Origin of the sequence: Psychrobacter vallis (assembly GCF_904846715.1) — a bacterium.
In the GTDB taxonomy this organism is placed as follows: Bacteria; Pseudomonadota; Gammaproteobacteria; order Pseudomonadales; family Moraxellaceae; genus Psychrobacter; species Psychrobacter vallis.
The window spans coordinates 13,349-36,062 of the sequence record NZ_CAJHBU010000026.1; the positions used below are offsets into that span (position 1 = coordinate 13,349).

The 22,714-nt window shown below is 43.9% G+C and carries 17 protein-coding genes; 9 read left to right on the forward strand and 8 right to left on the reverse strand.

From position 1 onward, the window contains the following. Positions 1–9: 9 nt before the first annotated feature. From gcvT to JMY02_RS12765, 5 genes are all read left to right on the forward strand, one after another. Positions 10–1,197, forward strand: a complete 1,188-nt coding sequence (gene gcvT / locus JMY02_RS12745; protein ID WP_201598899.1) for a glycine cleavage system aminomethyltransferase GcvT — start codon at positions 10–12, stop codon at positions 1,195–1,197. A 69-nt stretch (positions 1,198–1,266) separates the two neighbouring features. Beyond that, the gene (gcvH, locus tag JMY02_RS12750; RefSeq protein ID WP_021813940.1) at positions 1,267–1,647 is read left to right on the forward strand and encodes a glycine cleavage system protein GcvH; all 381 of its coding nucleotides are present in this window, start codon (positions 1,267–1,269) and stop codon (positions 1,645–1,647) included. Between the two features lie 360 nt (positions 1,648–2,007). Next, on the forward strand, positions 2,008–2,766 hold the full coding sequence (locus tag JMY02_RS12755) for a nitroreductase family protein (RefSeq protein WP_201598900.1): 759 nt from the start codon (positions 2,008–2,010) through the stop codon (positions 2,764–2,766). 71 nt (positions 2,767–2,837) lie between these two features. Beyond that, the gene (gene gcvP / locus JMY02_RS12760) at positions 2,838–5,735 is read left to right on the forward strand and encodes an aminomethyl-transferring glycine dehydrogenase (protein WP_201598901.1); all 2,898 of its coding nucleotides are present in this window, start codon (positions 2,838–2,840) and stop codon (positions 5,733–5,735) included. Between the two features lie 215 nt (positions 5,736–5,950). Beyond that, positions 5,951–6,640 carry an esterase/lipase family protein gene (locus tag JMY02_RS12765; protein ID WP_201598902.1) on the forward strand — a complete coding sequence of 230 codons (690 nt, stop codon included), beginning with the start codon at positions 5,951–5,953 and terminating at the stop codon, positions 6,638–6,640. Positions 6,641–6,655: 15 nt separating this feature from the next. Here the strand turns inward: JMY02_RS12765 and JMY02_RS12770 are convergent, their stop codons facing one another. The 4 genes from JMY02_RS12770 to JMY02_RS12785 form a co-directional block, all read right to left on the reverse strand. Further along, positions 6,656–7,969 carry a ribonuclease D gene (locus JMY02_RS12770; RefSeq protein ID WP_227678521.1) on the reverse strand — a complete coding sequence of 438 codons (1,314 nt, stop codon included), beginning with the start codon at positions 7,967–7,969 and terminating at the stop codon, positions 6,656–6,658. 125 nt (positions 7,970–8,094) lie between these two features. Next, positions 8,095–8,688, reverse strand: coding sequence for a recombination mediator RecR (gene recR, locus JMY02_RS12775; protein ID WP_201598903.1), 594 nt, complete (start codon positions 8,686–8,688; stop codon positions 8,095–8,097). Positions 8,689–8,795: 107 nt separating this feature from the next. After that, complete coding sequence (locus tag JMY02_RS12780; RefSeq protein WP_201534831.1) at positions 8,796–9,125, reverse strand: YbaB/EbfC family nucleoid-associated protein; 330 nt, start codon at positions 9,123–9,125, stop codon at positions 8,796–8,798. Between the two features lie 73 nt (positions 9,126–9,198). After that, positions 9,199–10,473, reverse strand: a complete 1,275-nt coding sequence (locus JMY02_RS12785; RefSeq protein ID WP_201598904.1) for an O-succinylhomoserine sulfhydrylase — start codon at positions 10,471–10,473, stop codon at positions 9,199–9,201. 390 nt (positions 10,474–10,863) lie between these two features. Here JMY02_RS12785 and JMY02_RS12790 point away from each other — a divergent pair, with 390 nt between their 5' ends. The 3 genes from JMY02_RS12790 to dusA all read left to right on the forward strand — a co-directional run bounded on the left by JMY02_RS12790 (position 10,864) and on the right by dusA (position 15,351). After that, positions 10,864–12,510: a phospholipase D family protein gene (locus tag JMY02_RS12790; RefSeq protein ID WP_201598906.1), complete on the forward strand. Its 1,647-nt coding sequence runs from the start codon at positions 10,864–10,866 to the stop codon at positions 12,508–12,510. A 408-nt stretch (positions 12,511–12,918) separates the two neighbouring features. Continuing rightward, positions 12,919–14,220: an MFS transporter gene (locus JMY02_RS12795; protein WP_201598907.1), complete on the forward strand. Its 1,302-nt coding sequence runs from the start codon at positions 12,919–12,921 to the stop codon at positions 14,218–14,220. A gap of 159 nt (positions 14,221–14,379) precedes the next feature. Further along, the gene (dusA, locus tag JMY02_RS12800) at positions 14,380–15,351 is read left to right on the forward strand and encodes a tRNA dihydrouridine(20/20a) synthase DusA (RefSeq protein ID WP_201598908.1); all 972 of its coding nucleotides are present in this window, start codon (positions 14,380–14,382) and stop codon (positions 15,349–15,351) included. A gap of 60 nt (positions 15,352–15,411) precedes the next feature. Here dusA and JMY02_RS12805 read toward each other — a convergent pair whose 3' ends face one another. From JMY02_RS12805 to JMY02_RS12820, 4 genes are all read right to left on the reverse strand, one after another. Continuing rightward, the gene (locus JMY02_RS12805; RefSeq protein WP_227678522.1) at positions 15,412–16,200 is read right to left on the reverse strand and encodes a CPBP family intramembrane glutamic endopeptidase; all 789 of its coding nucleotides are present in this window, start codon (positions 16,198–16,200) and stop codon (positions 15,412–15,414) included. Positions 16,201–16,331: 131 nt separating this feature from the next. Further along, a complete protein-coding gene (locus JMY02_RS12810; RefSeq protein ID WP_201598909.1) occupies positions 16,332–17,222 on the reverse strand; it encodes an alpha/beta fold hydrolase in 891 nt (296 codons plus the stop codon). Positions 17,223–17,362: 140 nt separating this feature from the next. After that, entirely contained in the window at positions 17,363–18,418 is a 1,056-nt protein-coding gene (gene sppA, locus JMY02_RS12815) for a signal peptide peptidase SppA (RefSeq protein WP_201598912.1), read from the reverse strand. Between the two features lie 194 nt (positions 18,419–18,612). After that, positions 18,613–21,579, reverse strand: a complete 2,967-nt coding sequence (locus JMY02_RS12820; RefSeq protein ID WP_201598913.1) for a ComEC/Rec2 family competence protein — start codon at positions 21,577–21,579, stop codon at positions 18,613–18,615. A gap of 309 nt (positions 21,580–21,888) precedes the next feature. Between JMY02_RS12820 and JMY02_RS12825 the strand changes: the two genes are divergently transcribed. Further along, the gene (locus JMY02_RS12825; RefSeq protein ID WP_227678523.1) at positions 21,889–22,464 is read left to right on the forward strand and encodes a DUF2062 domain-containing protein; all 576 of its coding nucleotides are present in this window, start codon (positions 21,889–21,891) and stop codon (positions 22,462–22,464) included. The last annotated feature ends 250 nt before the right edge of the window (positions 22,465–22,714 follow it).

Consider the following 22,714-nt stretch of genomic DNA (forward strand, 5'->3'; position numbering starts at 1 on the left):
GGATTTGTTATGACCGATACTCAAGATACTACCTCTCAAAGCGCCCACACTTCAGCCCCTAAGCGCACACCTCTTTACCAGTCTCACGTCGATAGTGATGGCAAACTGGTGGATTTTTCTGGCTGGGAATTGCCGATTCATTATGGTTCACAAATCGAAGAGCATGAAGCCGTCCGTACCGATGCAGGTATGTTTGATGTCTCACATATGGTCGTCACCGATATCAAAGGCGCTAACACCAAAGCATGGCTGCAAAAACTACTGGCCAATGACGTCGATAAATTAACAACCGTTGGTAAAGCGCTTTATTCTGGCATGCTAAATGAGCAAGGCGGTGTCATCGATGATTTGATTGTTTATCTAATGAATGATGACACCACTGAATACCGTATCGTCTCAAACGCTGCTACCCGCGATAAAGATTTGGCACAGTTTAATAAAGTCGCTGAAGATTTCGACATCACCATCACCGAGCGTCCAGAGCTTGCTATGATTGCGGTGCAAGGACCAAATGCGGTTGAAAAATTGGCACAAGCCAAACCAAGCTGGGCGGACACGTTAGCAGCGCTGAAACCTTTCGTTGGTGCTGATTTGACTGATATTGAAGGTGCTGATTGGTTTGTGGCGCGTACTGGCTACACGGGTGAAGATGGCGTCGAAGTTATCATGCATGGTGATGATGCCCCAGCGTTCTTTGAGCAACTAAAAGCCAATGGCATAAAACCTGCCGGTCTTGGTGCACGAGATACCCTACGTATGGAAGCTGGCATGAACCTTTATGGTCATGACATGGACGAAACCATCAATCCTTATGAATGCAATATGGGCTGGACGCTCGCGCTAAAAGACGAGCGCGATTTTGTCGGTCGCGCGGCATTGGTCAGCAAACGCAAACAAGCAAAAGATGACAACACTGCCATGAAACAAGTCGGCCTGCTCTTGACGACTCGCGGCGTATTACGTGAAGGCATGGCTGTCACGATCAATCAAGGCACAGATAAAGAACAAACGGGTATTATCACCAGTGGCACATTCTCCCCTAGCCTAAAAAACTCAATTGCCATTGCCCGTGTACCTGCTAGCGTATCAGAGGATGATAACGTGCAAGTTGATCTACGCGGCAAAGGTAAGTTCGTTGATGTGCGCGTTCTTAAACTACCGTTTGTCCGTAATGGTAAACAGCAGTTTGACTCGTAGGCGTTATAAATTCTATTATTAGCTTCCATTTTCTTTGTTAATTAACCTCTATCATTTAGGAGAGAGACCATGAGCAACATCCCAGCAGAATTAAAATACATCGCGAGTCACGAGTGGTTACGCCTAGAAGACGACGGTACGATCACGGTCGGTATTACTGACCATGCACAAGACCTATTGGGTGACGTGGTATTTGTTGAGCTTCCTGATGTTGGTGACATCATCGCTGTTGATGATGAAATCTCAGTGGTTGAATCAGTAAAAGCCGCGTCTGACGTTTATGCCCCTCTCTCAGGTGAAGTGGTTGAAATCAATGAAGCGCTAGAAGATGATCCTGAAATCATCAACTCTGACCCGTATGGCGAAGGTTGGTTCTTTAGAATGAAACCTGACAACATCGCTGACTACGAAGCACTAATGACTGCTGATGAGTACGAAAGCGACTTATAAGCAAAGCATTTTTTCAGTAATTAGCAATAGTTAACGTATCTCGTCATTTACTGAAATACTAGCACTTATAAAATACTAGACCCGACTGATTATTATGGATACTGGCACTAGCTGGTATCTATACTTTCTATTTAAACTATTTGAACATCCTTTCTCATTAAAAGCGTTGACTCATTGACCACGCTTGTTGTTTGAAAGCAGCTTTATATATGTAGATCACCAACACTCATTATCGTCCGATGTTATTGCTCCCAAGCGTTATCTCATTGACTCGTATTGATCACCTGTTCGAATCCCAATGAATATGTGCTATCAATAATGACTCACACGGATAACTCAATCCCCAGCATGGATCCTAATATGACAGCCAATAGTGACAATAAAGACAGCATTGCTACGCCCAATCATACGCCGCAGCTACAAGCGTTTCGCGATATCGTAGAGTCACGTCGCTCAGTGCGCCGCTTTACTGATACGCCGATACCTGATGACGTACTAGCAGACTGTCTGCGTTTGGCCATGCTAGCACCAAACTCTAGCAACTTACAGCCGTGGGAATTTTATGTGATTGACAGTGCTGACAGTCGTAAGCAGGCGGTCAAAAACTGCATGAATCAAAACGCAGCAAAAACCGCCACCCGCTTAATCGCTGTCGTTGCCCGCACCGATATTTGGCATGAGCATGCCCAGCAGATTTTACGTGAGTATCCAGATAAACCTGTGCCAAAAAAGGTTAAAGACTACTACACCAAAGTCGTGGCTATGGATTTTTTGCGTGGCCCAGCTAATGTGGTATCAGCCGCAAAATGGGGCGCGACGCAAATCGTTAGACGCGTAAAAGGGCCGATCAAATCGCCTTACTATACCTTTGAAGACACCAAAAACTGGGCAACCAATAACACTGCTCTTGCGGCCGAAAACCTCATGCTAGCACTACGCGCACATGGATTTGATAGCTGTGCGATGGGCGGCTTCGATGAGCCGGCCATGAAGCAATTATTAGGTTTAAGCGACGATCAGCACATCATTATGATGATTGGTGCAGGTGAGCGTGCTGACAATGGCGTTTACAATACCCAATTCCGCTTTGATCAAGACCAGTTTGTGCACTATGTATAGAAGTATTGTATAAGTGCCGCCATTTTTTATTTTAGTTCATCTTTTTATTACTCCCTGAATCAAGGACTGTCATGACTATCTCTCAAAAACCAACGTTTGATACCTTTAAAGGACTGTTCAACGAAGCTGAATTTGTCTATCGCCACCTTGGCTCAAATGATGCCAAACAAGCAGATTTACTAAACGCTGTTGGCTACAAAGATATGGCGAGCTTCATTAACGACACCGTGCCTGAGCCAGTACGTTTGCACAAAGAATTGGACCTGCCAGTGGCAATGAGTGAACATGCTGCGCTTGCCAAACTGCGGTTGATGGCAGATGATATCACCGTTAATAAAAGCTATATCGGTCAAGGCTACGCTCCTGTTCGTATGCCTGCGGTTATCCAGCGCAACGTCCTTGAAAACCCGGGCTGGTACACCGCTTATACGCCGTATCAAGCTGAGATTGCCCAAGGTCGCTTAGAAGCATTACTTAACTTCCAGCAAGTTTGTATTGATTTGACTGGTCTTGAGCTTGCTGGTGCATCGTTACTTGATGAAGCAACCGCCGCAGCTGAAGCCATGGCGATGTCAAAGCGTGTGAGCAAAAGCAAATCTATACAGTTTTTCGTTGATGATCGTGTCTATCCACAGACACTAGATGTGATCCATACCCGCGCCAAATACTTTGGTTGGGAAGTGATTGTGGGTGATTTTGAAACCGCCAAATCTGGCGACTATTTCGGGGCGTTATTTCAATACGTGGGTGCAGAGGGCGATGTTAAAGACTTAACTGACGTCATTGCAGCTGTTAAACAAAACAAAACGTATGTCAGTGTTGTAAGCGATATCATGAGCTTGGTGCTATTGAAATCACCAGCAGATATGGGCGCAGACGTGGCACTAGGTAGCACCCAGCGTTTTGGTATCCCAATGGGTTTTGGTGGTCCACATGCCGCTTACTTTGCTTTCTCTGATAAAGCCAAGCGCTCTGCCCCCGGTCGTATCATTGGTGTGTCAAAAGATGCGCAAGGCAATACTGCTCTCCGCATGGCTCTACAAACGCGTGAGCAGCATATCCGCCGCGAAAAAGCCAACTCAAACATCTGTACCTCACAAGTGTTGCTAGCCAACCTCGCTGGTATGTATGCCGTCTATCATGGCCCAGAGGGTGTGAAGCGTATTGCGACTCGTATTCATGCGTTTGCCACTGCGTTTGCCACGGTTATCAAAGAAGCGAATGATGGCAGCCTCAACGTGGTACACGATCAGTTCTTTGACACGGTCGTCGTTGATTGTGGTTCAGAAAAACTGGCCACACAAATTTTTGAAAATGCAGACAATGTTGGCTATAACCTCTGGCGTCTTGGTGACACCAAACTGAGCGTGGCTTTTAGTGAGACCAGTGACCAGACAGATTTTGAGGTTTTAACTCAATTGTTTGTGAGCAAAGCACACAGCCTACCTGAAGCAGCTAGCGTGTCTCTTGATAGTGCACACTTACGTACTGACGATATCTTGAGCCATCCAGTATTTAACTCGCATCATACCGAGCATGAAATGCTGCGCTACTTAAAATCGCTTGAAGACAAAGATTTGGCGATGAACCGCAGCATGATTTCACTTGGCAGCTGCACCATGAAACTCAATGCCACCAGTGAAATGCTACCGATCACTTGGCCTGAATTTGCCAATGTGCATCCTTTTGCCCCACGTGATCAAGTCACTGGTTATATTGCGATGATTGATAGCCTACAAGATCAATTAAAAGCCATTACCGGTTTTGACGATGTGTCTATGCAGCCAAACTCTGGTGCTTCTGGTGAATATGCTGGTCTGCTGGCAATTCGCCGTTATCATGAATCACTGGGCGAGACCAATCGTGATGTTTGCTTGATTCCAATGTCAGCACACGGCACCAACCCTGCTACCGCTATGATGATGGGCATGCAAGTGGTCGTGGTCAAGACTGATGAAAATGGCAACGTAGATATCGATGATTTAACCGCTAAATGTGAAGAGCACAGCGAGCGTTTGGGTGCTTTGATGATCACTTACCCATCGACGCATGGTGTGTTTGAAGAAGGTATCCGTCATATCTGTGACTTGACTCACAAGCATGGTGGTCAGGTTTATATGGATGGTGCCAACATGAATGCTCAAGTCGGCATGATGCAGCCTGCCGATGTTGGTGCAGACGTCCTACACATGAACTTGCACAAAACCTTCTGTATCCCGCATGGCGGCGGTGGTCCAGGCATGGGCCCTATCGGTATGAAGGCACATTTGGCACCATTTATGGCCAACCATACCTTAAGCCCTGTCCATAATGCGCAAAAAAACTGCTCAGCGGTATCAGCTGCTCCTTATGGTTCAGCAAGCATTTTGCCTATCTCATGGATGTACATTGCCATGATGGGCCGTGATGGTTTACTAAAAGCGACAGAGCTGGCATTGCTAAACGCCAACTACGTAGCAGCCGAGCTCAAAGGTCACTACCCTGTCTTATATGCAGGCAAAAACGGCCGTGTGGCTCACGAATGTATCATCGATATTCGTCCGTTAAAAGAAGAAACTGGCATCACTGAAAGCGATATCGCCAAGCGCTTGATGGATTATGGTTTCCACTCACCAACGATGAGTTTCCCAGTAGCAGGCACACTCATGATTGAGCCAACAGAATCTGAGTCTAAAGAAGAGTTGGATCGTTTTATCAGTGCGCTAAAGTCTATCAAAGCGGAAGCCATGAAAGCCAAAGCAGGTGAAGATAACTGGACGCTAGAAGACAACCCATTGGTCAATGCACCGCATACCGCTGCCATGATTACTAGCGGAGATTGGACACATCCATACAGCCGCGATACTGCTGCATTCCCGCTACCTTACATCCGCGCCAATAAGTTTTGGCCAAGTGTGGCGCGTGTCGATGATGCGTACGGTGATAAGAACCTCATGTGTTCTTGCCCAAGTATCGAAAACTATCTGTAATCGCAGTTTTTGATACACCCTAACTCATATGATATAAAAAACCGCCAAGTCAGCATCTGATTTGGCGGTTTTATTTTGCTCTATACACCTGTATTTTCTATTTATCATGATTAATAATATAAACTATAAATTAGACAATTAATAAGTACTTAACAAGACATCAGCAACTTACTTATTAAAACAATATCATTTGAAGTACTTTTTTGGAATTAACTATGCTACAAAAAAATCGTGTTATTCTCATCCATGGTCTACATCAAACCGCTTGGATTATGCGACCATTAGCCAAACGCTTACAAATGGCAGGGTTTAATACTCATCAATATGGCTACCGTAGCATGCGTGATGGTATCAAAACCAATAGCGCGCGCTTAAATAGCTGGCTAGAACAAAACCACCAGCCTGATGAACCAATAGATCTCGTTGGACACAGTTTGGGCGGTTTGATCATTCGAGACTTTGTCGCGCAATATCCCAAGTGGCAGATTGGTCGCTGTGTCACCCTTGGAACACCGCATGTAGGCAGCGTGTGTGCCGATTATATCTGGCGATTGACCCCAGCTATTGTGGGACGCTCGTATATTGATGCGTTAGATGGAACGGTCGCGACGTTACCGAATCACATTACCCTTGGTGTGATCGCTGGTAACCGTCCTTACGGTTTGGGTCAAATGTTTTTGCAGTATCATAATCGCAAACAGCGCAAATCTGACAAGCCGCTACTTAAAGAGCAGCTTGCGCACGATGGCACAGTATATATAGAAGAAACCAAAATTGAGGCAGCGGCGGATCACATCGTCATGCCCGTCTCGCACACTGGCATGTTGGTTGATAAGCAAGTCGCTGCACAGACGTGCTATTTTTTACAGCACGGGCATTTTGAACATGAAACGCTTAATCGCTAAGCTTTCCGCCATTCATTAAACCCTAATACCCATACCTTGCTGCAACTCAGTTTTATGTTCCTCAATAACTGGAATCAACGTGTGCACTACCCATTCATGCCGCCAGCCTTTTAACCCTTGTGGGAGATTACTAATGTCTTGGTCAAAAGCAATCACTTCATACAGTTGTCCTAGCCACTTTTTACGCATCAACACACTGGCAGGCACGCCTATAGTTCTTGCGTGGTCATCAATAGTTTGCTGCACCGCTTTTGACAGGACTTTGTTTTTTGAACGATAAGGTGGGAGCAGACAGTCTGGATGCTCAGCAGGGTGAAGGTTTTTTGCGTCTTTTATTACCTTGAGCAGCTCTTCACCATACAGACGCAGCATACTACGATGCATTGTGGTTTTGTGCGCAAGCTCTCGCATATTGCTCGGCTTTTCAGTGATAATTTCACGCACGGCTTGTTTTTTAATGACAAACGTACGCGGCTGATTGGTTGCACGCGCCAGCTCTTCTCGCCAGGTAGCCACTGCTTTTAGTATCGCCATTTGCTGCGAGGTATAACGATAATCCGCCATCGTTAAATACATCGCCTCATCTTCAACCTGCTGAGCGGCATACAAATCGCTGGCATAAAGCTGACAGTCTGCCCATACATAATCGTATAAACCCTGCTTTTTTAGTTCATATTCAAGGCTTAAATATAGCGCTGGCAAAAATCGTACGTCATCAATGGCATACTGCTCTTGCTCATCCGATAGCGGACGTTGTAGCCAATCTGATTGGCTCTGTTCTTTATCAATATGCATGTCTAGCTGGTCGTCAAGCGCTTGCTGATAGCCCATTTGCAATTGACCGGTCACATAAGACAACGCAATTTGCGTATCAAAAATATTGGTCAATGGCGGGCAACCAGACAACAGATAAAAAATACCCAAGTCCTCACCGCAAGCGTGCCAGATAGCGACATCAACTTTGCTAAGTGCTTGCCAAAAATCGCCTAATTGCAACTGTGGTGCATCGAGCAAATAAATATGATTGCCAGTATTTAGCTGTACCAGTGCTAAACGTGGATAATAAGTATCGCGCTTGATAAATTCAGTATCTAACGCCACGCGTCCGCAAGTGGCTAATGCATCAATCACTTCTTGTAGCTGGCTTTGCTCACGCACCCAAGTGACAATAGCCTCATCAGCAATATCTAGTAACGCATCAATATCTGGCGCTGGTAACCATTCTGCTGACGTCATATCAGTACTACTGGATGGTGTTGATAAATCATCAGTAGTCGCATTGTCTGAAAGGTTTGACTGGGTGGAAGTCATTGAAGCATTGTTGGACACGGGCAGATACCTGCATAAATAAAAGGAGATAAAACGCTAAACAGCGTCTTGATGACATTAAGATAGAAAACAATTATAACAATTTCATGAAATAAAAAGGACAAGACTTCGATATAACAAAAGCACTATAAAAAAGAGCGATTTTGTATGGCTTGACCAAGGGTCATACTATCAAGATATTCAAGCTCGCCGCCCATCGGTACACCTTGTGCCAAACGTGTCACTTTATTGACATGACGACCGACCGCCTCACTGATGAAGTGGGCGGTAGTCTGTCCTTCGACAGTAGTACCCGTGGCCAGTATCAACTCCTCAACAGGTTCTTGCTTGACTCGCCATACCAGCTGCTCGATATTTAAGTCATCCGCGCTGATGCCATCGATGGGTGATAAATGACCACCTAAGACAAAATAACGCCCACGGTAACCTGCGGTTTGCTCGATCGCCATGACATCTGCCGCTGTCTCGACCACGCATAGCAGTCCGTCATCACGTCTAGGATCTTGACACAGGGGACACACTGCCTCATCACTAAAGCTATGACAGCGCTGACACTCGACGATATCACGCATCGCCTCATCCAGTGCTTGAGCGAGCGCCATGCCCTGTGGACGTTTTTTGGTGAGCAGATGTAGCGCCATACGTTGGGCACTTTTTTGACCCACACCCGGCAAGATACGCAGCTGTTTGACCAGCTGATCAAATTTGGCTGTCAGCAAAGTGTCTTCCTTTATTTAACGTAATTTAAAAAACCGTAGCTATAAAAATGGGGTCGTATCGTGTCGATAACAACCCCATTTTTTCTTCAATATGAAGTATTTAACGCTTAGAACATACCTTGCATACCAGGTGGCAAGCCCATACCTGACGTCGCGCCAGCCATGGTTTCTTCATATAGCTCATCGGCTTGACGTACGGCATCGTTGATGGCAGCAGCGATAAGATCTTCGATCATATCTGGCTCATCTTCTAACAAGCTTGGATCGATGGTCAAACGCTTAACCACATGACGACCTGTCATAGTGACTTTTACCAGACCGCTGCCCGCTTCTGCGTGTACTTCTTTATTGGCCAGCTCTTTCTTGGCATTTTCAACGTTCGTTTCTACTTTCTTTTGCATCGTTTGGGCTTGTTGCATCAATGCTTGAATATTCATAATTACCTCTTTGTCTTATAATAATGAGTGGGATACTTTAAAATAAAATACTGACAGCATTATACCGTTATCTTTACAAACTGTCTAAACCGCGTGCCAAATCTTTGATGATATCTTCTACGTCTTCCAAACCTACTGACAAACGAATCAGACCGTCATTGACTCCAGCTTCTGCACGAGCCTCAGCAGTCAGGCGAAAGTGAGTGGTGGTCGCAGGATGGGTAATCGTGGTTTTGGCATCGCCTAAATTATTGGTGATAGAGACCATTTGCGTTGAATCAATCACATGCCAAGCGGCCGCTTTTGAATCGAGGCTACCAGATGGCTTAACTTCGAAACCCATAATAGCACCATAGCCATCTTTCATATGATGTTGACACGTCGCAAGCTCATGCGCAGGATGATCGCTCAAACCTGAGAAATGTACCGTACTGACATTGGGATGATTAACCAAAAACGCGGCTACTTGATTGGCATTTTGACAATGCGCTTGCATACGCAATTTCAGGGTCTCAAGACCTTTGGTAAAGACCCAAGCATTAAACGGACTCATGCTAATACCGCCTGAGCGTACAACAGTAAATGCTTCTTGCATCAATTTGTCGCTACCGACCAGCGCGCCGCCCAATACTCGACCTTGTCCGTCTAAATATTTGGTAGCAGAATGAATGACCACGTCAGCACCCAAATCTAACGGACGTTGCAGCGCTGGCGTGGCAAAACAATTATCAACGACCAATAAGATATCATTGGCTTTGCACAGTTGACTGAGATAACCGATATCGCAAATCTGCGCCAATGGATTGCTTGGGCTTTCACAATAAATCACTTTGGTATTTGGCTGAACTGCCTTTGCCCAAGCGTCATTGTCAAAACAATCGACATAGCTGACCTCAACACCAAACTTGGCCATATAATTATTGAACAAACCGATGGAAGAGCCGAATAGCTGGTTGGCGGCCAGCAGATGGTCACCTGCTTTTAAATATGCCAAGCACATGGTCAAAATCGCCCCCATACCCGACGCTGTCGCCACTGCACGCTCGCCATTCTCTAACGCTGCTAATCGACGCTCAAAAGTGCGTACGCTCGGATTGGTATGACGAGAGTAGACATTACCTGTCTTTGTACCATCAAAATGGGCGGCGGCGTCAGCTGCTGATTGATAGACATAAGAGCTGGTGGTAAAGATAGGCTCTGAATGCTCGCCCTCATCCGTGCGATGCTGACCTGCCCGTACGGCGATGGTCTGCATGCCATAATCAAGCCCTAAATCTAAGGCATCATTGCGCCAATTTGGATCTAATGTATTCAAATTACTCTCATCTTGCGTTTGCGACTGGCTCATAGATTTTCCATTGCTTTGGTTGGTATAAAATGACTGCTTATTTTTTAATTATCGATTTGGTGCAGCAGCATTATCATACCATGCCAACTTATTCCAAACAGCTGGTTTCAGGTGAGCGTCATAGTCGATACTCAAAAAAATGAATATGCTATATAATAAGGCGTGACTGAGAGGTTTTGAGTTCGTCCCTAAATTCGATAAAAATAACGTATTTATAATAGGCACAGAGGGTTACAGCTGCTAAGCTTAGCGGCTGTTTGGATTTTGCCTTAGACGAGATTATCATACGCTGAATAATCAGTGCTATCATCCACAAAAACAGACTAAAATTTCAAGATCATTTTTTGGCTCATGCTTCGTTATATTAAGGCTTATTAAGGTAACTCATTTATGTCGATGTTCAGTATGGAACCAAGCAATTTATCGTTGAGTCTAGCACTCGGCCTAACCTTTGGTCTTAGTGCCTGTCAGAGTTTACCTAAGCAGCCACACCTACCTGAAAGCCAAGCATTATCAGCGCGAGTCAATGCCTTATACCAATCAGAAACTGACCAAAAAATCGCACAAAGTGAAACATTAACAACTACTGCTAACAATGTCGATCTGGTTGCGGCCATTAGTGAGCAAAATGATATCCATCCTGATTTATCAGGCTATCACCCCATCGTAACGGGTGCCAACGCGTTTGCCTCTCGCAGTATTTTAACAGATATGGCCACACGCAATATCGATGCCCAATATTATATTTGGCACAATGATCAAGCTGGTCAACTCTTATTAAAAGATCTGTGGCAAGCTGCTGAGCGCGGCGTGATTGTACGATTACTGATAGATGACTTTAATAATGATGCCAAACTTGATCAGCATTTATTGCGTTTTTCTAGCCATCCTAATATTGCCGTGCGTATTATTAATCCTTTAATGCACCGTAAGTTCCAGACGTTGAACTACGTCACTGGTTTGCCCCGTATCAATCGCCGTATGCACAATAAAAGCATGACCTTTGATAAACAAATCACCATCATTGGCGGGCGTAATATCGGCAATGAATATCTCAGTAACGATCAAAATAGCCAATTTGCAGATTTGGATGTCTTGCTCATTGGTAAAGTGGTCGCAGATATCGATAACAGCTTTGCAAGTTACTGGTCATCCCCTTTATCATTTGATATCGAAACACTAGTCACATCTAATAGCAGCACATCTGACTTTTTAGCAGCACTAGACAAGCTTGATCAAGAAGAAAACACCAATAACGATAGCAACTTGGCGGTATATAAAGCCGCGATTAAAGATTCGACAATAGACAGTGACTTACTTAATAAGCGTGTGCCCTTTCGCTGGGCAGACATGCAGTTTTTGAGTGACGATGTGGGTAAATTAACCAAAACCGTTCCAGCTGAGACCAATTTGGTGCATCAGCTGCGCACATTATTAGGCAGACCCACTAAACAGCTGACCATTATCTCTTCTTATTTTGTGCCAACCAAAGATGGCGTTGATACATTGGTACAGTTGGCTGAGGCTGGTATTGACATCAAAATTTTGACCAATTCATTTGATGCCACTGATGTGACCGCTGTACATTCTGGCTACAGCCAGTGGCGTCCTAACCTGCTGCGCGCAGGCGTCAAAATTTATGAGTTAAAATCGACCGCGTCTGAAGAACAACGGGAAAACAAGCTATGGAAAGCCCGCAGTCAATCCTCTACCAGCTTGCATGCAAAAACTTTCGCCGTTGATGACTATCAAGTTTTTATTGGCTCATACAATGTCGATCCGCGTTCCGCCAATATCAATACCGAGATGGGCGTGATTATCAATGATAATGAGCTGGCAAAACAGTTGCATGGTGCGCTTAGCGATGACTTGTTAAACCAAGCTTACGAAGTCAAATTATTGGACAATGGCAAACTACAGTGGCACACCATGGAAGACAATAAAAAAGTGGTTTACGATTCAGAACCACGTGTCGATATCAGTGATCATGTGTGGCTTACTATCATGTCGTGGCTGCCGATTGATTGGCTACTATGACAACAGCGTCTAAAAAATAGTCAAAAGACTTGGTCATTGACATTGAAATATCAGCAAGGCTGTTGAATGAACTGATTTTACCTTAAATGTTTTTTATTCAAATACTTATAGTCGCTACTAGTCGCTACTGAATAAAATAGATACACGAAATGACAGGGCAAGACTGGTACAATTTTTTCTTGCTTGCTGTGCCTGCGCAAACAGAGGCTGCGAAAAAATCATCCCAGTCTCGCTGAGTATTTTTTATATTGACCCAGCTATATTGTTCAATTAATGTTTAGCGCAAACACCTTTATTTTTTCGACAAATCATTATTTATTTATACTGATTTGTCGTTTTTTATTATAGCCAGTTATCTAGATAATAACCGTCTTAACGAGCACTTTTATATGTGGATACGCACTTACTATGCCTTCTCGTTCTCAATATGCTTTAATGTCTTCTAAAGACAGAAATACAGTCCTGTTTATATGCTTTAGTTGTGCCGTCGCGTTTTTTGATTTTTTGATTTATTTATATATCTCAGACGTTGTGGCAGCCGCTTTTTTTCCTACTAATATCAATCCTGCTATCACAAAAATACAGGGTCTTGGACTTTTTGCGATTGGTTATTTAGCACGTCCCTTTGGCGGCATCGTATTTGGTCGGTATGGTGATATTAAAGGCCGCAAACCCATACTTTTAATCAGCTTATTAGTGACAATAGGTAGCTTATTGGCTATGGCTTGTCTGCCGACGTATGCACAATGGGGATGGCTTGCGCCAGTCCTATTCATTACGTTAAGACTCATACAAGGCATCGCATTTGGGCTGTTTGTACCACTCGCTTGGGTTTTTGTGGCAGAGCATGTTCCCCGCCAATATTTATCGGTAGCCTGTAGCTATGTTACAGCCAGCTTTTATGTGGGCGTCCTATTCTCTAATGCCTTTTTTCTTTGGCTAACGAACTCCATGACTACTGAGCAATTGGCTGATTATGGTTGGCGCTTGCCATTTTTGGTTGCCGCTGTTTTGAGTCTATTGCCATTATTAGCATGGCGATGGATAGATGAATCACCATTTTTTATTGAAATGAAAGAATCCAAACCAAAGGGCTATGTCGCTAAGCCTTTTCGCCTGCTATTTAAGCATTGCAAACACTCAATATTTATCGGCATGGTACTCACTGTTATCATTTCTAGTATTACCACTGTTATTGTACTTTTGTTACCTGATTTGATTGAATTACGCTTTACGCTGGATGGTGATTTGTTTGATTTTTCGCACAGCCTAGGGATTGTATTTATGATTTTTGGCTGTGTATTCTACGGAATAATATCCAATCATCAAAACTTTGGAAAAATCTTAGCGATTGGTTCTATTTTATTAATTGTTCAAATATTTGCGTTTTTTTACCATTTGCAGGGAAGCGGCGACTATATTTTGATTATGTATGCGCTTTTGGGTTTTTGTGCCGGCATCGTTGGCATGATACCCGCTATCCTTGTCCAGTTATTTCCAACCAATGTACGACTCACTGGAATGGCTTTTTGTTATAATATGGCTTACGGTATTGTGGGCGTACTCGTCCCTTTCGCGCTTGGCTACGCCACTCTATATGTAAGTTTTGCACCTGCATTGTATATTGCTTTCATCGGTTTTATTGGCATCATCATGGGCATTTACTTTTTTAACTTGCCTGAATTCAAAAAAATCGATCACGTCATTTAGCCAGCAGTACATGACTATAAACGACTGTTTTATTTTGCAGTGACGATATCGATTAAATGTAGGTGTAACGGGATCTTATACCTATTGCACTTATGCATTTATTTGACATAAAACGTTCGATCTAAGATTCAAACATTCAAAGATTAAGGCTTAATTACCATGGTTGATATGACCAATAAGCGCCTCTCAGTAGCGCCTATGATTGATTGGACAACGACAGATTACCGTTATTTTGCGCGGCTTTTTAATCCTCATGTGTATCTCTATACCGAGATGATTAGTACTGGCGCGCTGATACATGGCAATCGAGCGCGGCATCTGCGCTTTGATACAAGCGAGCACCCCATTGTGCTACAACTTGGCGGAGCAGATGTTACTGAGATGACTCAATGTGCTGAATTTGCTCAGCAGCATGGCTATGACGAGGTCAATATCAATGTTGGTTGCCCGTCTGACCGTGTACAGCACAATAAAATTGGTGCTTGCCTCATGGCAGAGCCAAATATTGTCGCAGATTTGGTAAAACACATGCAAGCGGCGGTCGATATCCCAGTAACGGCAAAACATCGTATTGGTATTGATGATTTTGACAGTTATGAGTTTATGGTAGATTTTGTACAAACAGTGGCTGCTGCTGGCTGTACACGTTTTACCGTCCATGCACGAACTGCGTGGCTACAAGGGCTTAGCCCCAAGCAAAACCGCGAGATACCACCACTGCGTTATGAGGATGTCTACCGTCTTAAGCAAGACTTCCCTGAGCTTGAGATTGAGATAAACGGTGGTATTGATACTATCGCTGATATTGAGGCGCATTTGCAACATGTCGACGGGGTGATGATTGGCCGCGCTTTTTATCACAACCCTTATCTGTTAGCAGAAGCGAATCGACTATGGGGCGAGCCTGCGCCCAAACGTTCAGACATTTTAGAGCAACTCTATCCCTACCTAGAAGAGCAAATTGCTAAAGGAGAAGCGCTACCAACGATGACGCGTCACTACCTAGGATTATTTCAAGGTTTGATAGGTGCACGCAAATGGCGACAGGCTTTGAGTGGTAAGCCTCAGCTAACGATCAATGATATCAAACGGGCGGCCGATGAGGTGCTGCTGTTAAATCCTGATGCCTAATCACATGTATAAACATTGAGATGACCATAAGGACGTGTTGAGAGTCACAAGTAATTATTCCTAAGCAACTTGCGTGATATACAGCCACATCGCAGCGCCATTATTGACGATGTGTAATAACATGGGCAGTAATAACGAACCCGATTTGACACGTGCATAGCAAAATATCAGTGCCAATACCACAATGGTACTGATTTCATAGATGCCATACTGAACATGAATCACTGCAAAGATCAAACTCGTCACGATACTTGCGACAACTGCGCCGCGATATTCTGGAAATGATGGCACAGCAAACTGCTCTGCGATAGCCGACCACAAGATACCGCGAAAGATCAATTCTTCATATAGTGGTGCAACAATCACCATGGCAAAGACCAGCAGCCATACTGAACTAACAGACTGATATAATGGATCTACGAATACCAGTGGTGTCTCATCGAGCAAATAAGTCAACGCCTGACTGCCAATCATAAATATCAATAGCAACCCAAGCATGCCCATACCTACTGCAAAGGAAAAAGGCTTTAGCGCCAGATACTGACGCATATCGCCGCCTCTTAACCGAATCACTAAAATGCTAATCACTACTAAGAGCACACAACCAATAATGATAGATAAGCTCACCACAGTGCCGTTATTGCTACCAAAAAAGAATATGTCGGCGACGGTTGCATTTTTAGTCGCTGGTAATACCAATTTGCCAGCAACATACACGCCTAGCAACTGACTGGCGAAAAATACCATCACCATGCCTATCGTCAGTAAAAATGCACCCAAACGTGAAAATAGTGGCGTGTGCTTGGCTATCGTCGTCAAATGAGGTACAGCGGTAACATCTTTTAGCATAAAATCATAACCTAAACAGTGCGGTATCAACCCATATCTATCATAAACTGTAGTCGATTCATTTTAAAAAGGATACAGTGCTACTCTGATTTTTGGGATTGGCATGACTATAGATAGCAAGTAATCGGTGGTCAAGCCGATAATTGCTGTTTAATCACAGTCAACACTTGCTGCGCGACAGATTCTGGCTGCTCAAGTGGAAACATATGGCCACCAGCGTGAGTTTGATAAGGAATGCCCAATCGTGCTTTGACTTGCTGCGGAAAGCGACGTTTTAAAAAGAGACTGTCTTCACCAATAATCAATGTCACAGGCGGCTTGGGTGCACGATTTGGGGCCAGCCAATACCAAGAAGGATTGGTACGAAACACTGCCACTTCGTTATCCTTAGGAATGGCCAATGTCACCTTGCCGTCTGCACGCGTATGTAAACCATGATCGATGTATCCTTGAAAACTGCGCTCATCAAAATTTTTAAAAAATCCTTTGTGGCGCATTTTTTCATAAGCTTCTGCGCGGCTATCCCACACGTCACGGCGATACTTGGACACGCCAGCTGGTGATAATTTATCTATCAAACGATGATTCATCAATGGCAGTTTGTCCGCTATCTTGGCCAAATGCCATAGCAAACTGACTTTGCCATAAATCCAAGGCGGATCCATCAGTACCGCTTGGGTGAAGTATTTGGGCGCACGGTACAAGGCTTGCAACGTACACATGGCACCAAGCGAATGACCAACCCCTATTACTTGGCTGACTCCATGCTTCTCGCAAGTGTTTTTTACACTATCGACGATTTGCTGCGTGAGATTGCGCCAATGGTCATCCACCGGATAATCGGGCGTAGCACCCAACATCGCAATATATTCAATCGTAAAAAACTCCGCCAAACTCTCAAAAAATGGCTGATAGACAGCACTTGGCATACCATTGGCGTGGGCAAAATGAATAACGGGTTTTTTGGTTATTGTAGAAACAGGTAGCGCTGCAAAGGTCTGCAAACTGATTTTATCACTCATAACAAACTCTCATTAACTCACTATAGACATTTTTATGATCATTTAATTTTATATATACCTTTTTACATATAAGTAAGGCTGAGCATAATCAAACGCTCAGCCTTAACAATCATACACTCTAAATCTAAAACATAAAATGCCTAACGCATCTGCGCATTACCCTCTTCTTGGGGTAAGACATCAAGACTGACACTAGAGCCAATGCCTGCACCCAATTTAATAGCAAAGCGATCCATAAACATTTGGAACGGATCTGTTGGGCTATAATTCACCACAGTATCAATCTCTAGCTGTTTTTCTAGGCTTGCGATGCTGCCCTTCTTATCTGCCAAACCTAGCTCTATAGATTGCTCGCCTGTCCAAAATAAACCTGAAAACAGTTTGTTTTGCTCAGGATTTTTTAGACGATTACCGCGGCCTTCTTTTACTGCATTGATGAAGTGCTTGTGCGTATTGGCAAGCACACCTTCAACATGATTTTCTTCATAATCGGTCAATGGGCGCGACAAGCTCAGGATGTCTTTATATTCCCCAGCCGTAATGGTGCGATCTTCTACACCAACCTTATCCATTAAGCCTTCAATATTGTAGCTTGGCATAATGACGCCGATAGAACCGACCAAACTTGATGGATTGACATAAATCTCATCTGCTGCAGAAGCAATATAATAAGCGCCTGATGCACCAATATCACCGATAACTGCATAAAGCTTTTTGTCTGGATACTCTTTTCGAAGATCCATCATGGTCTGCCAAATTTCGTCAGACTGTACAGGTGAACCACCAGGTGAGTTAATATCTAACGCCACCGCTTTTGAATTACTGTTTTCAAACGCACGAGTCAATGCTTCATTGACATCATAAGCATTGGCCACATCGCCACTACTAATGACACCTTGCAGCTCAACCACGGCTAGATGAGGCCTGCTGGTATCAGCACTATCTAAACCTGTTGGCGCTTTGCTGGTGCAACCACGACCCAGCAGCAAAAATATCAGTAAGATATAGCCAAAGGTCAATAGTTTAAAAAAGATACTCCAGCGACGGGCGCGGCGTTGCTCAACCACACTTGCCAATAAAGTGTTTTCCAGCACTCGCCATTCTTGTCCACTCGGCTGGTTTGGTTGCTGCATTGGCGTAGGCTGATTGGTCGAATTATCAGGACGTTTGTTGGGGTCTGGTGGCCAGTTGGGCATATAACTTCCTAAGTCAGAAACAATCTAAAACAGTAAAAAGATGATATTAATAGATATAGCTAGAGGCAAATATCCTCTCGCTATATCAATCATCTGTATTAATAGGCTGCTAAGTATGGTCGCATTTCGATAATGGTTCAATAGTATAACTGTGAAATATCACCATATTATAATCGTACAAGACACTAAAACTTTTAAGGCAGTGCATCACCAATATCGCCAGTGTCAGCAATAGTATTTTCAGTGATAGCATCGTTGGCAATAGTATCTAGAGATAACGCCACTTCTAATGCTTTATCATCATAAGTAATGATTTTATGTATCTTCTGCCGATTTATCACATCAGCTGTGATATGCGATGCACTGTGGCCAAGCCACGTAGCCTCACTATATGCGGTATTTTCATCGAGTGATTCGGGCAAACACAGCAATGACCACATTTGCCAAACGCGCTGATGCGTGTCGGCATTTAAAATAATGCGTGCCAAAGACTCCTCTGCTTGAGGTGCCTTCGATTGAGTCTTTGACATAAGTGTTTGAGCGGTAATAGGTGCTGACTTGAGTGGCTCAGCAGCATTGTATTTTAACAAACGTATGGGCAAGCGTGTATCGATAGCGACGGTGCAGTCCCAGACACTGGTGTCGCCTATCTTGCGCCAGCCCGTCAATACTTGTATGGATAAATCGCCAGTCGGCAACTGCCATATTTTGCCTTGTTCACAATGCTGTGCGCTAATATTTGACTCATCCTTAGATTGGCTGACGCCTTTATAAGCGCGCTGAAGATCAGGCCACCGATCAGAGCGCCCTGCTTGCCAGTACTGGCTGAGAGGTAAACGCTGATTTAGCTGTGCGACGGTCATGGGTAATAGCTCAGAAGTAAGAGTATGAGAGGCGGTGCGCTTATTGTCAGTAGTCAGTGTAGCAGTTAGGCCAACACTACTGCTCTGTACGATGATGCCTTCTAATGTATCAACCGATAAGCTGCCTAATTGCTGTTCTAGTGTCGTAGCAAGCTTGTCTGCTGTCAAAGTGCTTGGCATCGTACGTGTGGTGGTAGGTCTGTGATCGGCTAAAAACAGCCAACTGGTATTTCTCTTATCATTGTCTGTCACTGATAATTGCTCATTATTATCTTTACTGGTCTTATCATTACTCACAATAGGATACTGCAACAAGACGGCACTCACATAACGGTCGCCCGTTGGCAAAACATATAACGTTGGTATCGTAACTAGTGATTGCTGATTGGCATATATCGTCATCATTAACAGGGTTAAAGGCGGAAGGGTCAACCAGCGACTGACAAAACCTCGTGGTAACAACCAAGGTAATATGCTTAATAATACCATGAGCAGTATGGCTGTATTCACGGGTGTATATAGCCATGCTTTTGATAACGCTGCTGCTGATGTTAACCATATTATCAGCTCATGCAAACCAGCCACTATGGCAATAACGAGCGTCCAAATACTATTGGCTAGCGCAGGTGATAAAAGATAACACAGCCCAGCCAGTAGGTTAAGCGGCACAATCACCCAGCCAAACAGACCAATGGCAAACAGGTTTATAATCAAACCCCACAGCGACGCTTTACCAAACAATAAAAGCGTGATGGGCAATAAAGTAATAAATAACCAAAACTGTAATTTAAATATGCGTTCAAAGGTTATCCAAATACGCTGAGCAAGGGCATTGGCTGCACTGGTTTTATGGATAGATGCAGCTAGAGGTGTGACAGTGGGTTGCGAATACTTGTAGGCCGTATCGTCATACTTGAGTAATAATGCCACTGCAATAAAGGATAGCCAATAACCTGCCTGCCATAGTACGTAAGGGTCTTGCCATGCCATCAACACTGCCAACGCAAACAAAACGCGCATAGTGCTGATAGGCAATAACGTTAGGCGTACCAAACCTATCGCTAACAACATCCATGCAGTACGAGCAGCTGGCACATCGAAGCCAGTAAACAGCGCATAGACAAAAGCAGCCCCTATCATCACCCACCAACGTACTTGCCAACGTGGGACATAACGATAAACCTTTGGGCACAGTCGATCAAAAAGCAATGCAGCCGTACCAGCCAGCACAATCGCCAAAAACAAAACATGTGTCCCTGATATAGCAAGCAAGTGCGAGATACCAGCCAGTTGATAGAGGTCTTTGGTATCACGATTGATTAAACTGCGGTCACCTGTGAGCAAGCTTAGTGTGACAGCCTTTGCTTGCTGTGCGGCGGTAGTCTGAGCTGCCCAATCCTGATAAAAATGCTGTCGTAATTGCCAACGACCTTGGTCAATGCGGGTGCGAAAACGCTTGAAATATGATTCAGAAGAAGATAGCACTGCTGATGAATGGACATTATTAAGAGGCGATGTGCTGGTCACCAATATATTCGCCACGCCATCAATGTGACGGCCTCGTAGCCAGCGATAGCTGTCAAAACCAGTTGGATTATTTATCGCTTGCTCAGAAGTGGCAAGAGGCGCAAGGGTTAAGCTCATAAACAGCTGAGCACCTGGTTGCAGATGATTTAAGCGGGCAAGTTGGCTATTATCCGGAGAATTTTTAGACGATGGCTTTGATGATTGTTTTGGGTAAGCATTAAGTAACACACGATATTTTCTATCATTACGCTTATCTTTGTCTAAATCAGCAACTGTCATCCTATCCAAATCTTCAGTAGTTAATTCAGAAACCAGAGGCAATATGTGACTAATGGTAGCAACTTGTCTATAGCCACTGTCTGTGGCGACATCATAGACGCTATCACTTATCCCATCAATAGTCACCAATGCTTGCACACGCATGGGTTCAGTGACTTTGGTCGCTTCCGCCCGTTGATGGCTAACCAGAGCTTGCAGGGCACTACCAGTAATTAGCCCGATGGCTATTATTGCTATCAGGATATGGTTAAAAATACGAAAAACAGGTTTAGCGTTACGAGAGGAAGCGCTAGAAGCATTTGTGGTATTTATGGCAGGTATATTGAATTGGGTAAGAACAATCAGAATGATGGCGAGCGGCACCAGTGATAAAGGCAGAATAGCAGTATTGGCAATATCTATCATCGCACTAATGGGCATCGCCATACTATCCGCGACTGCCAACACGCCCATCATAAAAACAATAATCAAACCACCAAGCAACCAGTACACCAACGCTCCTTACTTGATGATTTATATCTCATAATACTGCTAGATAGAGCAACTTATTATCATGAGCTGTTATTTATTATCGCACATAAGTATCTGAGCACCAACATATGTCCAAATCAGACACAGCAACTGATACGTCAGGCAATAGCATTTATATTTATATTACCCTATACTGATTAGAAATATCGCTATGACGATAATCTAACACTATTACCCCAGATACCTTATAACCGTATTTTACTAACAATATCATTCCATACCAGCCCATCAATAGATTGAGCTGACTGGTTAACGATTAAAGGCGATCCTGTGCCCCAAAAACGTCTAAAAGAACTGCTTCCTACACCAGAGAAAATCCTAGAAAGCCGCACCTTAAAATTGTTCGCACCGCATTTGGCTGATCCACGATTATGGCACTTTAATCGTCATAGTCTAAATAAAGCGGTATACATTGGAGTGCTTAGTGCATTTTTTCCATTACCAGGACAGATGCTATTGGCACTGATCGGATCATTAATTTTTCGTGCCAATGTTCCCTTGGCGATTGGTCTGACTTGGATTACCAATCCCCTCACTAGCCTGCCTATTTTTTATGCAGGCTACTATATAGGTGCCAAAATCATTGATGTCCCGATGATTAGTCTACGACTCATCGGTAGAATGATTGCTGACTTTAGTTTATGGGCACTATCAGATGGTGCCAATCCATTTATTACCTATCGTGGCACCGTCTCAATTACTGCATTTTGTATAGGGCTAACCATTTTAGCAATTATAACCAGCATTATTTGTGGTTTGGTATTCAAGGCAGTTTGGCGTTATAGAACCGTCATCAGCTGGCAAAAACGTCAGCAAGAATCATCTAACAAACCGCCCGAATCTTAATAGAGTCAAACTGTTATTAACTCACTAACAGGTCAAGCTCAGCGAATCAGTGTTTATTAATACTGACTCGCTAACGATACTAACGAGGTAGAACCTACCCTTCATTGCTTTGTTTTTTATCGATACCCTCTGGCATTAATAAGGTCTTGTGAATTAAAGGCATCACTTTTATTTAGGGGCTGTAGTAGATAAGCACCATGCTAGACTACTAAAATGAAGATAACCCGTTGTAAATTAAGTAAAAAAGAGC

What these genes read in the sequence shown, in the direction of transcription:
- gcvT (WP_201598899.1), top strand. Translation starts at nt 10, where the DNA reads ATGACCGATACTCAAGATACTACCTCTCAAAGCGCCCACACTTCAGCC.
- gcvH (WP_021813940.1), top strand. Translation starts at nt 1,267, where the DNA reads ATGAGCAACATCCCAGCAGAATTAAAATACATCGCGAGTCACGAGTGG.
- JMY02_RS12755 (WP_201598900.1), top strand. Translation starts at nt 2,008, where the DNA reads ATGACAGCCAATAGTGACAATAAAGACAGCATTGCTACGCCCAATCAT.
- gcvP (WP_201598901.1), top strand. Translation starts at nt 2,838, where the DNA reads ATGACTATCTCTCAAAAACCAACGTTTGATACCTTTAAAGGACTGTTC.
- JMY02_RS12765 (WP_201598902.1), top strand. Translation starts at nt 5,951, where the DNA reads ATGCTACAAAAAAATCGTGTTATTCTCATCCATGGTCTACATCAAACC.
- JMY02_RS12780 (WP_201534831.1), bottom strand. Translation starts at nt 9,125, where the DNA reads ATGAATATTCAAGCATTGATGCAACAAGCCCAAACGATGCAAAAGAAA.
- JMY02_RS12785 (WP_201598904.1), bottom strand. Translation starts at nt 10,473, where the DNA reads ATGAGCCAGTCGCAAACGCAAGATGAGAGTAATTTGAATACATTAGAT.
- JMY02_RS12790 (WP_201598906.1), top strand. Translation starts at nt 10,864, where the DNA reads ATGTCGATGTTCAGTATGGAACCAAGCAATTTATCGTTGAGTCTAGCA.
- JMY02_RS12795 (WP_201598907.1), top strand. Translation starts at nt 12,919, where the DNA reads ATGCCTTCTCGTTCTCAATATGCTTTAATGTCTTCTAAAGACAGAAAT.
- dusA (WP_201598908.1), top strand. Translation starts at nt 14,380, where the DNA reads ATGGTTGATATGACCAATAAGCGCCTCTCAGTAGCGCCTATGATTGAT.
- JMY02_RS12805 (WP_227678522.1), bottom strand. Translation starts at nt 16,200, where the DNA reads ATGCTAAAAGATGTTACCGCTGTACCTCATTTGACGACGATAGCCAAG.
- JMY02_RS12810 (WP_201598909.1), bottom strand. Translation starts at nt 17,222, where the DNA reads ATGAGTGATAAAATCAGTTTGCAGACCTTTGCAGCGCTACCTGTTTCT.
- sppA (WP_201598912.1), bottom strand. Translation starts at nt 18,418, where the DNA reads ATGCCCAACTGGCCACCAGACCCCAACAAACGTCCTGATAATTCGACC.